A 13,988-nucleotide genomic window follows, 5' to 3' on the forward strand; every position below is an offset into this window, starting at 1 on the left:
TTTGTTTCATGTGGAACGAGAAATTGAAGTTTATCAAAATATGGTCAACTGTAACCAAAAAAATGCTGTGAACGTCAAACCATTTTAGTGGTTTAACACGTTCACAGCACTTTTTAGTTGGAGCAGCTAATGTACCAGCCGTAATACTCGTAGTAGGCCATTTAGCAATAGGCTAATGATCACAGACATGATCAACCAACTGACGATCATTAAGCCAGCATGTTCGATCAGCTTGGCCGCGGTGTCGCTTAAACCTAAAATCGCAATCAAACCACTAATGACCAGTACTAACAGCAGCGTCGTTAATACGCCAGTGGCTGAGTTTTTGAAATCGGCTGGGCTTAAATCAAAACCGCCTAAAGTGATATTGGTTATTAACGCTAACCAAATCAGCAGTAAGGGTAACGAACTAAGCGAAAAGCTACCTAGTAGCCATTGCAATGCGTCGCCGCTGGGATTAGTGACAAAAGTTTCTAGACGCTGATAAGTCACTGGTAATAACAGGTAGGTGCTAAGGTACATCGCTGCGGTGCAACCGAAAATAGGCGCGATACCGATAAATAAATTACCCATTGTAGGCCAAAATCTTTTAGTTGCAGCGTGTTTGACGTAACCAAGCGCTTGCTCGGTCGAATTTGCATTGAGGTGCCAGGGTAGCACTAATAATCTATAATCGATAATTTTATGGTGAAAAAGTAACGCTGTTAGCAGATGGCTAGTTTCATGCAAAACAATGCCTAGACCGCCTAAATAAACTTGGGCTTGCAGGCCGAATTGATTGACTAACATCTGTTTAGAGTTGCGATTGAGGTAAGTAAGCACCAATACGAATAAAAAAGGTAGTAAAAATAGATAGCCGATCAGCGGCAAACAGATAGCTAAAAATGCCGCCATAAACTGTGTGAGCATTAATTTGATCCCTTCTAAATAGACTTAGTTTAGCAGTTTTAAGTGGTTGGCAAACGTAAATATGTTTTTTATAGTTTATTTTTAAAGTTTTGTTTGGGGCAACCTGCGCTAGGCAAAGCTACGGCTAACTTGTATACTAAAACTGTGCATTTATAAAAACAGGCGTCAGTCTGGTCTGGTTCGTGAACTTCCCAGGATAAAAAACCAAGTATCTCAATTGAAGAAAGAGGTTGGAGAATGAATGCGAAAAAAGTTATTATTGACTGTGATCCTGGCATCGATGATAGTTTGGCGCTGATGTTAGCGTTGGCGTCACCGGAATTCGATGTTATTGGGATCACGATTGTTTGTGGTAATGTGCCCACTGGTCTCGGTGCTGAAAATGCGCTGAAAATCTTGCAGCGGGCGCAACGTTTGGATATTCCCGTTTACATGGGCGCTACGCAACCACTAAAGCGCGACTATGTTAGCGCGCAAGACACCCATGGTATGGATGGACTAGGCGAATCGGCGCTAGCCAACGTCACTGAAGTGCGGCCGCACATGGGTGCAGTTAGTTTCCTGAATCACACGTTACAGGCAAATCATGATGTGACTGTGATCGCGTTAGGCCCACTGACCAATATTGCGTTGGCGTTGCAGCAGGATCTAACTGCTTGGCAACATGTGGCTGAGTTTGTGTCAATGGGTGGCAGCTTTCACAGTCCGGGCAATTGTTCACCAGTGGCTGAATATAATTATTGGTGTGACCCGGATGCGGCCCAGCAAGTTTATGCGACCATGCCGGTGCCGATCAAAATGATCGGTTTAGACGTAACGCGTAAAATAGTGCTCACACCTAGTTTGTTGGCCTATGCGCAGCGGGTAGATCCAAAAGTCGGCGGTTTTATCGCCCAGATCACCCAATTTTATTTTGATTTTCATTGGCAGCAAGAAAAAGTCATCGGTTGCGTGATCAATGATCCATTGGCCGTAGCCTATGCGATCAATCCTAGTTTGTGTTGCGGTTTTAGCAGTTACACCACTGTAGTCACGGACGGCATTGCGCTGGGGCAAACTATCAGTGACACCGCTAATTTTTGGCAGCGACCGACCAACAGTTTAGTATTAACTGAAGTCGCAGCTTTTCGTTTTTGGCAATTGTTCTTGAATCGGGTTATAAGTGCACAGGAACCTGAATTAAGTGTTATTTTACGACAATTACATTATACGGAGGCTGAATGATGGCACGAAAAATGAAACCACGGGTGCTAGTTTTCTTGGCATTGTGTGTGGCTTTGAATCTAGTTGGCGGCAACTTGGCGTTGTTGCTGCGGTTACCAGTATATTTAGATACGTTGGGTACGATTTTAGCGGCCGCATGTCTAGGACCGTGGGCTGGGATGTTGGTCGGCTTAACGGGTAGCTTAGTTACTGGTTTGACCACCGATCTATTCTCGCTATATTACTTACCGGTGCAACTGATCGTCGGCTTGACCGCTGGGTTGGTTTATCGTTATCGGCCACAAGCACAAGCCAAAAATGTTTGGTGGCGCGCACTGGCGATTTCATTACCTGGCACCTTGATCAGCACACTGATCACCGTGTTACTTTTTAACGGTATCACTTCATCGGGCTCCAGCTTACTGGTTCAACTTTTAGCTGGTTTAGGCCTGGGCAAAACGGCCGCCGTCTTCATCGTTCAAGTTGGTACGGATTACTTGGACCGTGTGATCGGTGTTGCTTTTGTTGCCGCCGTTTACCGCGTGGTAACGACACGACTAGCAGTGCATCACTAAAATAAAAGTCGACTAAGCATTAAATCGCTTAGCCGGCTTTTTATTTGCGCTCAGGTAAATATTTTTTTAGAAAAGCAACAATATGACGTTGATACCGTGCTGGATCGATCCAGAAACTTTCAACGTGGGTCGCATCTTTGACTAACCATAATTCGCGGGGACCTTGGGTGGCGCTGTAATTATCGAAGGCCATCTCGCTAGGGACAAAACTATCGTGATCACCATGGATGAAGAAAATCGGCAAGTGATTCTTTTTCAATTGGGTCGTCGATTGAACGGCGTTTAGATAGTAGCCTAAGCGTCGTTTGTTGATTAGGCTAACCAAGGGAACAAACGGATATTTTGGTAAATGAAATTGCTTTTTCAGTAAATAAGCTAATTCGGCTTCAATACTGGAGTAGCCACTGTCGGCGATCAAGGCTTTAACTTGGGTAGGCAGCTTTTCGCCACTCATCATTTCCACCGTGGCCCCACCCATGCTGGCACCAAATAAGACGATCTCTGCCTCGGGGCCAACTTTTTCGATGATCATTTGTAACCAATCTAAGTAGTCAACGCGGTCGAGCCAGCCGAAGTTGATATATTCACCAGCACTGCTGCCATGGCTGCGATTATCCGGCAACAAGACGTTGAAGCCGAGTTGATGAAACATTTGCGCATAGTTCGCCATCGTTGAACCGTTGCCTTTGTAACCGTGAGAAATGACAACGACACGCTTACTATTTTCAGCCGGAATGAAATGGGCAACTAAATGATTGGCAGCATCATTTGGGTGCAGCTGCCAGGTTGCCTTGTTTACCTGTTTGTACCAGTCCATATATTGCCAGTAAGCATCGGCATATTTTTGCTTTTCAGCCGAAGTTTCTGGCACATAATCGACGCGCTTGAACGCATAGTTGAACAGCCGCAAACTAGCGCCGAAGACACTTGAAGCCACTAACATGGGGGCCACTAATTCGGCGGCAGTTCGTTTGCTCATTTTCATGAAAGTAACACCTTCCTTTTGAGTAGTTATACTTTATTATACGCAGTTTTCATGGAAATACCTACTAGGTAGGCAGTTTAATTTAGTTGTAACAAGTACCAGCAGCGCGACTACTAACCACGTTTGGGCTGTGCGTTAAACGCAGCTACCTATGGTCGAAAGATATTGGCTAACTAAAAGCAGTGAAGAACATGTGCGCCGTAAAACATTCCTATCAGGACCATTAGCGGTAACAGAGGTCAATTGTTTATGTAGCCCATAACAATCTGCAGACACTGACTATTTCCCCCAATTTAATTTTTCAGTTATACTGTAAAGTGTGTTTAGAAATTATTTTATGTGTCAGCGATATTCTAGACATTAAAAAGAAATTGCAGGCTTGGGTTTCTTGCTGAGAATATAAAACGAGGAGCGAAAAACATGACGAAAACTCGAGCCGAATTAAAGGCTGAGGCAAAAGCTTTATTGCGTGGTCATTGGGGCACCGCAATTTTACTAAATTTAATACCAAATATTTTGACGTTTATTTTGTGGTTTGTGATTGTTTGGACAGGTATGTTGCGGGATGATGTCAGTATATTGGCGTGGTTATTCCAAGTGTTAAGCCGAATCGTTGCGACTTTAGCGGCAGTGGGGGTTTCGCTGACGTACTTACGTTGGCTACGTGATCCACAGCGTAAAATTAGACCATTTCGGGATCCTTTTTTCACTTTTGACGCTGGCTGGTTTGTGCCGCTACTAGTTTTGGCGATTGGGATCTATGTTTATACCACGTTATGGTCGCTGCTGTTTCTAATTCCTGGAATCATCAAGGCCTTTGCTTACAGTCAAGCGTACCTTATTTATCAAGATGAGCGATTGGCCGGAAGCAAGCCGGCAACACCACTGGCAGCGATCACGCGCAGTCGCGAGTTAATGTATGGACATAAAATGGATTACTTTATTTTAATGCTGAGTTTCCTAGGCTGGGATATTTTGGGAGTACTCACCTTAGGTATTGGGTTCTTGTGGATCGCACCTTATCAGTCAGCAACGTATGCGGCATTTTATAATGATTTGGTGCAGTTAAAGACACAAAAACAAACAGCTAATGATGAACAACCAACTGCATAATCTGATATATCAAAAAGACACTAGTAAAATGACGATCTGTTGCCATTTACTAGTGCCTTTTTATGTATATAAGTGACCGTGATAGTTACTAGCTAACAGGTCGCTTGAATCATATTGTTCAATGATTTTCTTTAGCATTGGGTTTCGCCGGTTCTTTGTTATGGAATAGTGATGAATTTTTGGATTGGCGGTTGATCCAGAGTACACTGGCTTGGCCAAGTAGAATAGGAGTGAGCAGGGCTACGACAATGATTCCAAGTGTTCTCAACATAGCTAACATCTCCCTTCACTAAACGGTCGCTGCACCTGGTACCATCCAATCAAAGGACAGTAGTTGGTGGAAGTGGCGGCCCACAGGAATCCACAAGCCAGCGGACAATATGTTTTTAAGCGCGGCCCAGAATAACGGGTCCTCACGCTGTTTTTTGGAAGTCTTAATGGTTAAAAGCTCACCGTTTTCTGCCTTAGCGACGATCTGCGGATAGGTTACGCTGACTAATTGAGCAGTGATAATGTTGCACATTTTTTTATCGTAATCAAGAATCATAATTGTTCATCCCTTTATTTAAATTGATCGTTTCTTAGTGAAAACCGCGAATAGCTGTTGCGTCTATTTTGTGGTAAAGTACGTCAAATTAAAACCTGACTTGCTTTAGTTGATAAATACAGTTTATCGACACTGGCTTAAAGTAACCCTAAAAAAGTGTGATCAATTTGTAGCGATTTGCTTAGAAAAGACTTAAGGGCTTAAGTAAAGATAAAGAAAAGCAGCCGTACCACCTGAGTTAGGGGGGCACGACTGCTCTAGTTTTGTTAAGCGTGTAATTTTAAGATATCGGCGATGATACTGCGCATTTGTTCTGGCGTGGTTTCACGTTTGTGTAAAACTGGTGCGCCAATCAATTCGCTGACTGCATTTGGTAGCGGTAAATTAATGAAATCGGCCAAGCGCTGATCGGCTAAAATACCGTCAGTAGATTCGCGCTCACCAGCTAAGGCAGCGAGCACGGTATTCGGAAATTTAAACGGACTAGCAGTCGAAACGGTAACGGTCAATGTTTTGTCACCAGTTTCAGCACGATACTGGCGGGCAACGGCGGAAGCAACCGCTGTGTGTGGGTCGATCGTATATTGATTTTCCCGAAAAATCCGATTGATCTCTTTAGTGGTGGCAGCTTCGTCGGCATACCCGGCGTAAAAGTCATTGAGTTCAGCGCGCATTGCTTCGTTGATCTCATAATGCCCACTGGTACTCAGTGTATCCATCAAACGCTTGGTTTCGCCACTATTATGGCCGGTCAGGCGGAACAATAACCGTTCTAAGTTGCTGGAGACTAAAATATCCATCGATGGTGATGAGGTGACATAAAATTCACGATTGCGGTTATAACTACCAGTATGGAAGAAGTCAGTCAAAACGTTATTGCGGTTAGAGGCACAGATCAGTTTATTAACTGGTAAGCCCAACAATTTTGCGTAGTAAGCTGCTAAAATATTACCAAAATTACCAGTTGGTACACTGATATTGATCTTGTCGCCTAAGTTGATCGCCTTTTGATTCAATAACTGAGCGTAAGTATAAATATAATAAGCGATTTGTGGCACTAAGCGGCCGATATTGATCGAATTAGCTGATGAGAATTGATAATGATTGCGCGCCAATTCTTGACGGAACGCTTGATCATTGAAGATAGCTTTGACTTGCGTTTGCGCCTGGTCGAAATTACCGGTCAACGCAACTACCGCCGTGTTTTCACCAGTTTGCGTAATCATTTGTTGTTTCTGAATTGGGCTGACCCCATCACGTGGATAGAACACGATGATTTTCGTTCCCGGAACATCCGCAAAGCCGGCCATCGCCGCTTTACCTGTGTCGCCGGAAGTTGCGGTAAGGATCACAATATCCTTATCGACGTGATTTTTCTTAGCAGCAGTGGTCATCAAGTAAGGCAGCAGCGATAACGCCATATCTTTAAAAGCAATGGTTGGCCCATGAAACAATTCTAGAAAATAGCCGTCCTGAGATTGGCGCAACGGCGCGATCGCCGGCGTGTCGAATTTTTTATCATAAGCTTGGTTGATACAATCGCGCAGCTCCTCTTCCGTAAAATCGCTGAAAAAAGCCTGCATGACAGTATAGGCAACTTCTTGATAAGAAGCGGTGCTTAATTTTGCAAAATCTAAGTTTAGTTGTGGCATTTCAACTGGGACGTAGAGGCCACCATCAGGGGTGAGTCCTTGTAAAATTGCTTGCGAAGCAGTAACTGCTTTGGCGGCTGCATCCCGCGTACTACGATAAAGTGTTTCCATATTCAATTCTCCTATTTCACAATTAAGGTTAATTTATTAGCCAAATACACTAATAAATTTTAGATGTTACACTGTTACTCGTTTTTAAATATATTGTTTGGCAGATATTCATTATTAGAACTTATTTGCTAAACAGTTTTGACTTCCCGATGTCGATTAGACTACGCCAAAATACGGCAAGTCTAAGTCGCATGCGGTGACCATTCTTGTGGCAAAGATTAAGGAGCGTAGTTGCACAGTCCGCAACTGCGTTTCCTCAACTCAACCCGTTTCGGTCACCGCAAGAAACATGGCCCTATTTCACAATTAAAGTTAATTTATTAGCTAGGCAATGATGTCTGTGCCCGACGTTGATGATTCATTAGTTGTTTTTTGATTGCTTTAATGTAAAGTTATTCAAGCGCTACCCAAATCATACCATATTGCTGGGTACTTTTTTCACTCCAGTGTATAACTTTTATGCATTTGAAATATTTAGCATATCATGAGTAGGTGATGAGTTAAAGATGAAAATTAAATTAAAATTAGTGTTGACATTAAAAAAATAAATTGTTAGGATAAGGACATCAAATCAAGCAAATCAATTTACTAAAAACAATTTGAAAGGGAGTTGATCGTTATGACGAAACAATTAAATAATCAATCGAACAACTCCTTATTCTTTGCCCTCCTCCTCTAGACAGGACTCTACACATATAAGTGTTGAGTCCTATTCGTTTTAGAGAAGTAGGGCTCAACGCAAGGCAGCAATTTAGCTTAGCACCCTATTTCTTAACCGAGATAGGGTGCTAATTTTTTTGCTGAGAGTGTTTGAAAAAGCGCTTAGCTTCTGAGCACTAGTTTAGTAAGACAATAAGCAGCACGCAGTGATGCGTTTGACTTACGTAGCTAGGCGCAGGAAGCTGCTTTTTCAAACACGTTTATGAAATCAAACCTAAAATGAGGAGCGTATTAAAAATGAAAAAAATTCAATTCTTCGACACAACCTTACGTGATGGTGAACAGACGATCGGCGTTAATTTTAGTATTGAACAAAAAGTAACGATTGCAAAACAATTAGAAAAGTGGGGCGTTGATGTTATTGAAGCAGGCTTCCCGATTGCTTCACCGGAAGATTTTGCGGCGTGTAAAGCTGTTTCCGAAGCGGTGACCCACACAATGATCACTGGTTTGGCGCGTTGTAAAAAGGCTGATATCGATGCCTGCGTTCAAGCGACGAAAAATGCGCGGATCAAACAGATCCACGTTTTTATCGCTACTAGCCCGATCCATCGTGAAGATAAGCTACATATGACCAAGGAAGAAGTCATCGCCAGTATTACTGAACATGTGACTTATGCTAAAAAGTTTTTCGATATCGTTCAATTTTCACCAGAAGATGCGACACGAACAGAGCTTGACTTCTTAGCGGAAGCAGTTCAGACCGCAATCGATGCTGGCGCTACCGTGATCAACATTCCCGATACGGTTGGTTACACTAACCCGGCTGAATTTGCGCATTTATTCCAGTATTTACGCCAGCATATCAGTAACTTTGACGACATTACATTTTCCTCCCATTGCCACAATGATTTAGGGATGGCCACTGCAAATACATTAGCCGCTATCGAAAATGGGGCGACGCGGGTTGAAGGGACCGTCAATGGTATTGGCGAACACGCTGGCAACGTTGCGTTAGAACAAGTAGCAGCCAACTTTTACGTACGCCACGATTATTACCAATGCGAAGATAATATCAAGCTAGAATACACCAAAGAAACCAGTGAAATGGTCAGCCGCTTCTCTGATATGGCGGTGGCTAACAACCAGCCCGTTACCGGCGTCAACTGCTTTGCAATCGAATCCGGCATTCACCAAGATGGCTTCTTGAAGAACCCACAGACTTACGAAATTTTGACACCAGAAACTGTTGGCATGCCAGCAACGGCTTTACCATTAGGCAAGTTATCTGGCAGCCACGCGGTGATGGATAAATTAAATCACATCGGCTACAACGTTGACCGTGGCGATATGCGGATCCTTTTTCCACGCTTCAAAGCAATCGCTGATCAAACCAAGTTAGTTTCCGACGCAGAATTACATGAAATGATGCAAGAATATAAAAAGGACGTGATCTCGGCATGAGCGCAACAATTGCAGTATTACCTGGTGACTATATTGGACCAGAAATTATGCAGGCTGGCTTAGCAGTATTAAAAGCCGCTGCTGCAGCAACGAATTTTGACTATCAGCTAAAAACTTATCCGTTTGGTGGTGCTGCAATCGACGCAACTGGCGAACCGCTGCCGGCAGCGACATTAAAGGGTGCGCAGGCCGCCGATGCCATTTTACTGGCCGCAATTGGCGGGCCAAAATGGGATAACGCGACGCAACGACCTGAAGCTGGGTTATTGGCGATCCGTAAGGCATTAGGCTTATTCGCCAATATCCGGCCCACCCAGGTATTACCTGCCTTAGTGCCGCGTTCACCATTAAAGGCCGACATTGTCAGCGGCACCGATTTTGTGATCGTACGCGAGCTGACTAGTGGCATTTATTTCGGCGAACCGCGTGAATTAGCTGCCGATCACGCTATTGATACCATGGTCTATCAAGCCAGTGAAATCGAGCGTATCCTCCGTGCGGGCTTTGAATTAGCCCAAACACGGCGCAATCACGTCACCGTCGTTGATAAGGCTAACGTTTTAGCGACTAGCAAGCTGTGGCGCCAAATTGCCGCACAAGTTGCACCCGATTATCCAACTGTAACCGTCGATTACGAGTACGTTGATGCTGCCGCAATGAAAATTTTGCAGCAGCCGACCCATTTTGATGTGATCATCACTGAAAATTTATTTGGCGATATTCTGAGTGACGAAGCGGCAACAATTACCGGTTCGCTGGGGACGATTCCATCAGAAAGCCGTGGTATCAGCGGTCCAAGTCTATACGAACCGATTCATGGTTCCGCACCAGATATCGCCGGTACTGGCAAAGCCGATCCGCTATCCATGATCAACTCGATCATGTTAATGTTGCGCAACAGTTTTCAAGCCAATGCGACTGCCGACAAAATTGCCCAAGCCGTGGCGGCAACCTTAGCAGCGGGAATCATGACGCCAGATCTAGGCGGCACTGCCACCACAACGTCAATGACCAACGCAATTATTGAACAAATTACAACGAAAGAAGCGATGTACTAATGGCACAAACAATGTTTGATAAAATTTGGGATAAACATGTGATTACGGGAGAAGCGGGCCAACCGCAACTAATCTATGTTGATCTACACCTTGTGCACGAAGTAACATCGCCTCAGGCTTTTGAAGGTCTACGGGAAAATAATCGAACCGTGCGGCGTCCTGAGCGAACTTTCGCCACGATGGACCACAACGTACCGACCGAAGATATTTTCAACGTTAAAGATGTGATCTCCCGCAAGCAAATGGATACCCTAAGAAAAAATTGTGAAGAATTTGGCGTTCGGTTAGCGGCGTTAGGTGACCGGCAGCAGGGGATCATTCATGCGATCAGTCCGCAATTAGGGCTGACACAGCCAGGACAAGTTGTGGTTTGTGGTGATTCACATACCTCGACACACGGTGCCTTCGGTTCGATTGCCTTTGGTATTGGTACTTCTGAAGTTGAACACGTTTTTGCCACCCAAACGATTTGGCAATCCAAGCCTAAAACGATGGGCATTCACGTTACTGGTAAATTACCACAAGGCGTTTACGCTAAAGATCTGATCATGGCATTGATCGCACAAAACGGTGTCGATTTTGGGACTGGCTACGCGATCGAATTTTATGGTGACACGATCGACCGTATGTCGATGGAAGAGCGCATGACTATCTGCAACATGGTGATCGAAGGTGGCGCTAAATCAGGCATCATCAAGCCAGATCAAACCACGTTCAATTACGTTGCCGGCCGCGAATACGCGCCGCAAGATATGGCCGCCGCTAGCGAATATTGGTCACAATTTTACACTGATGATGAAAGTGCCTTTGATAAACAATATGATTTTGATGCTACCCAATTGGCGCCATACGTTTCCTGGGGCACGAATCCAGGAATGGCGGTGCCAATCGATCAGCCATTCCCCGAACCAGTGGATATCAATATGCAAAAAGCTTACGACTATGAAGGATTGAAACCAAATGGCCAAGCCCGTGATATTGATCTAGGCTTTGTCTTCATCGGTTCCTGTACCAATGGTCGTTTATCCGACTTGGAGATCGCCGCTAACATTATGCGCGGTCGGAAAATCGCACCGAACGTGACTGCGTTAGTTGTCCCCGCATCACGCGCGATTCGCGATGAAGCCGAACGCCGCGGCTATGCTAAAATTTTCCAAGATGCTGGCTGCGAATGGCGTGAACCCGGCTGCTCCGCTTGTTTAGGTATGAACCCTGACCAAGTGCCCGCTGGTGTGCACTGTGCCTCAACGTCTAATCGTAACTTCGAAGGTCGCCAAGGTGCTGGCTCAATGACGCATTTAGCCAGTCCAGCAATGGTCGCCGCTGCGGCGATCCACGGCCACTTTATCGATATCCGTAGCGAAGCGATTTAGTTGGTATTGATTTATTTGAAACGTGGTAAAAAGGGCAGATTATTGCGTATAGCTACGCTAGTCAAACGAGTCACTTCGTGTCTCTTATTGCCTAGCTAGGCTATACTCCATAATCTAGGCGCCTTTTTTACCACTCTAATGAAGGGTGGCATTATTATGGAAGCAATCAAAATCGAAACAGGTAAAAGTGTTGCCTTAATGCGCAACGATATTGATACAGATCAGATCATTCCTAAGCAATTTCTGAAAAACATTTTAAAAACGGGTTACGGTATCCATGCTTTTTATGATTGGCGTTATTTAAAGGAAAGTGGTCGACCAAATCCCGATTTTATTCTGAATAAGCCAAGTTCTAAAGGGGCTACGATCCTAGTGACCGGTAATAACTTTGGCTGCGGCTCGTCGCGTGAGCATGCGGCTTGGGCAATCAAAGACTGGGGCTTCAAGGTGATCATCGCTGGTGGTTACAGCGATATTTTCTACATGAACTGTACGAAGAATGGACTATTACCAATTGTGTTACCACAAGCAGCGCGTGATATTCTAGCCAAAGCAACGCCTGAAGAAACGATCACCGTTGATTTAGAGCATCAAAAGGTGAAATACAACGATCACGAATTTGCCTTTGATATCAATCCAACGTGGAAAGAAAAATTCATCAACGGAATCGATGATATTGATCTGACTATGAGCCATGAACAAGAGATTGAAGCTTTTGAAGCACAGATCCCTAGTTTTGGGTAAAGTGTGTCGCAAACGGCAATTAGCTTTTGAGCATAGCCTAGATTTAAGATACACGTAGTGGTTCGTTGATAATCGTAGCTAGGTGGAAAAAGTTGCCTTTTTAGACACGTTTGATCTGAATATTGATGAGATAAGTACTAACAAAAAGCGGCGCTGAGACGATGACTCGGTGCCGTTTATTTTTAAAAATTTAGCATATGCGATGTTTGGCAAAGCTTGTTAGCTTATTTTTTGCCGCTAATTTAGCGTAAACGTAGCTAGTGCTCAAAATCTGAATAACTCTAGGAGGAACAGCAAATGGAAATCACTTCATTAGAACAGCGCATGGACAATAGCGCTACAACGCCATTATTTTATAAAATTTTCGCTTTAGTTTCCGGTGGCATGTTCCTCGATGCAATCGATGTCTATATGGCTAGCGGCGTCAGTAGTGTTTTACTAAAGTCCGGCTGGTCAACCTTAATGGAAAATACGATCTTTTTGTCAGTCGGTTTTATGGGCCTCTTCATTGGCTCGTTGCTAGCAGGTCTTGTTGGTGATCGTTATGGACGACGGCGTGCTTACCAAATGAATTTGTTACTCTTCGGTGGCTTTACCTTTTTGGGGGCGGTTGCGCCTAACATGATATTTCTGATCTTCTGCCGATTTTTCAGTAGTGTGGGTTTAGGCTCGGAAATTGTGACCGGCTACTCAATGTTAAACGAGTTTGCGCCAATCAAATCACGGGGGCGCTGGTGTGCAGCAGCTTCGTTGATCGCCAATTGTGGCGCACCGATCACCATGTTATTATGCACAGTCCTAATTCCTAAATTTAGTTGGCGGATCATGTTTGTTTTAGTTGGTGTGCTGGCAATCGTTTTATGGATCTTGCGCCGTGACATTCCAGAATCACCACGCTGGCTAATGGCACAAAAACGTTATCCGGAAGCGGAAAAGATTATTCAACAATTGGAAGGTAACCATACCCACCAACAGTCTGACTTCGCGACACCAGCAGCATCAGCAACGCACGAACCTAAAATAGGTCGTAGCCTAGTTGTAGCCATCGTTGCCGTTTCGGCGACAATCATTTGTCAGTATACGTTCACGACCTGGGTACCAACATTATTAGTCAAACGGGGCATCAATGTGGTCAATTCATTGAGCTTTTCAACGGTAATGATGTTAGGCGCACCAACCGGCGCCTTGATTGGTGTTTTACTAGTTGACCGTATTGACCGAAAAAAACTGATTGTGCCTACTTTTATTCTAACCGCTGTTTTTGGATTGCTATACGCTGTACAAACTAATGCGACAGCAGTGATGATCGTTGGCTTCTTATTGACGACCTGTTTTTACGTTTTAATGGCTAGTGTCGTCGCCGTCTACGTCGCGGAATTATTCCCGACCGCGTTTCGCTTCCGTGGCTCCGGCATCGCTAACGCCACCGCTAAATTATTGACCGTCGGCATGCCGTACGCGGTTGCGGCGTTTCTAACTTGGTTTAGCGCATCGTTGATTTTTGTGATGATCAGTGCGATCGCTTTGATCGCCGCTATTGTTGTTTGGTGGTTAGGTCCAGAGACACGGCAAAAAGCGATTCGTTAAGTTGAAA

12 protein-coding genes and 1 riboswitch are annotated in these 13,988 nt (G+C 44.5%); of the genes, 8 read left to right on the forward strand and 4 right to left on the reverse strand.

What is annotated here, in order from left to right; translation table 11 throughout:
• Positions 1 to 126: 126 nt before the first annotated feature.
• On the reverse strand, positions 127 to 909 hold the full coding sequence (locus LC20001_RS01125; RefSeq protein WP_010011315.1) for a hypothetical protein: 783 nt from the start codon (positions 907 to 909) through the stop codon (positions 127 to 129).
• 169 nt (positions 910 to 1,078) lie between these two features.
• Positions 1,079 to 1,123, forward strand: a riboswitch (PreQ1 riboswitch).
• A gap of 23 nt (positions 1,124 to 1,146) precedes the next feature.
• Here LC20001_RS01125 and LC20001_RS01130 point away from each other — a divergent pair.
• A complete protein-coding gene (locus LC20001_RS01130) occupies positions 1,147 to 2,133 on the forward strand; it encodes a nucleoside hydrolase (protein ID WP_010011317.1) in 987 nt (328 codons plus the stop codon).
• Positions 2,133 to 2,687, forward strand: a complete 555-nt coding sequence (locus LC20001_RS01135) for an ECF transporter S component (protein ID WP_010011319.1) — start codon at positions 2,133 to 2,135, stop codon at positions 2,685 to 2,687. Before LC20001_RS01130 ends, LC20001_RS01135 begins: the two co-directional genes overlap by 1 nt.
• A gap of 40 nt (positions 2,688 to 2,727) precedes the next feature.
• Here the strand turns inward: LC20001_RS01135 and LC20001_RS01140 are convergent, their stop codons facing one another.
• Positions 2,728 to 3,672 (reverse strand): alpha/beta hydrolase, encoded by a 945-nt coding sequence (locus LC20001_RS01140; protein ID WP_010011320.1) that lies wholly within the window; start codon positions 3,670 to 3,672, stop codon positions 2,728 to 2,730.
• Positions 3,673 to 4,092: 420 nt separating this feature from the next.
• On the opposite strand from LC20001_RS01140, the gene LC20001_RS01145 reads away from it, so the two are divergent.
• Complete coding sequence (locus LC20001_RS01145) at positions 4,093 to 4,785, forward strand: DUF975 family protein (protein WP_010011321.1); 693 nt, start codon at positions 4,093 to 4,095, stop codon at positions 4,783 to 4,785.
• 289 nt (positions 4,786 to 5,074) lie between these two features.
• Here the strand turns inward: LC20001_RS01145 and LC20001_RS01150 are convergent, their stop codons facing one another.
• Together LC20001_RS01150 and thrC are read right to left on the reverse strand one after the other, a co-directional pair.
• Positions 5,075 to 5,332 carry a hypothetical protein gene (locus LC20001_RS01150; protein ID WP_010011327.1) on the reverse strand — a complete coding sequence of 86 codons (258 nt, stop codon included), beginning with the start codon at positions 5,330 to 5,332 and terminating at the stop codon, positions 5,075 to 5,077.
• Between the two features lie 266 nt (positions 5,333 to 5,598).
• Positions 5,599 to 7,095 (reverse strand): threonine synthase, encoded by a 1,497-nt coding sequence (gene thrC / locus LC20001_RS01155; RefSeq protein ID WP_010011328.1) that lies wholly within the window; start codon positions 7,093 to 7,095, stop codon positions 5,599 to 5,601.
• Positions 7,096 to 8,052: 957 nt separating this feature from the next.
• Between thrC and LC20001_RS01160 the strand changes: the two genes are divergently transcribed.
• The 5 genes from LC20001_RS01160 (at position 8,053) to LC20001_RS01180 (ending at position 13,981) form a co-directional block, all read left to right on the forward strand.
• Positions 8,053 to 9,219 carry a 2-isopropylmalate synthase gene (locus LC20001_RS01160; RefSeq protein WP_010011329.1) on the forward strand — a complete coding sequence of 389 codons (1,167 nt, stop codon included), beginning with the start codon at positions 8,053 to 8,055 and terminating at the stop codon, positions 9,217 to 9,219.
• Positions 9,216 to 10,277, forward strand: coding sequence for a 3-isopropylmalate dehydrogenase (gene leuB / locus LC20001_RS01165; RefSeq protein WP_010011331.1), 1,062 nt, complete (start codon positions 9,216 to 9,218; stop codon positions 10,275 to 10,277). The genes LC20001_RS01160 and leuB overlap by 4 nt, the downstream gene beginning before the upstream one ends.
• The gene (gene leuC, locus LC20001_RS01170) at positions 10,277 to 11,650 is read left to right on the forward strand and encodes a 3-isopropylmalate dehydratase large subunit (RefSeq protein ID WP_010011332.1); all 1,374 of its coding nucleotides are present in this window, start codon (positions 10,277 to 10,279) and stop codon (positions 11,648 to 11,650) included. The genes leuB and leuC overlap by 1 nt, the downstream gene beginning before the upstream one ends.
• Before the next feature lie 156 nt (positions 11,651 to 11,806).
• Positions 11,807 to 12,394: a 3-isopropylmalate dehydratase small subunit gene (leuD, locus tag LC20001_RS01175; protein ID WP_003676883.1), complete on the forward strand. Its 588-nt coding sequence runs from the start codon at positions 11,807 to 11,809 to the stop codon at positions 12,392 to 12,394.
• Between the two features lie 297 nt (positions 12,395 to 12,691).
• On the forward strand, positions 12,692 to 13,981 hold the full coding sequence (locus LC20001_RS01180; protein WP_010011333.1) for an MFS transporter: 1,290 nt from the start codon (positions 12,692 to 12,694) through the stop codon (positions 13,979 to 13,981).
• Positions 13,982 to 13,988: the final 7 nt, after the last annotated feature.

The sequence above is a fragment of the Loigolactobacillus coryniformis subsp. coryniformis KCTC 3167 = DSM 20001 genome (assembly GCF_002706425.1).
In the GTDB taxonomy this organism is placed as follows: Bacteria; Bacillota; Bacilli; order Lactobacillales; family Lactobacillaceae; genus Loigolactobacillus; species Loigolactobacillus coryniformis.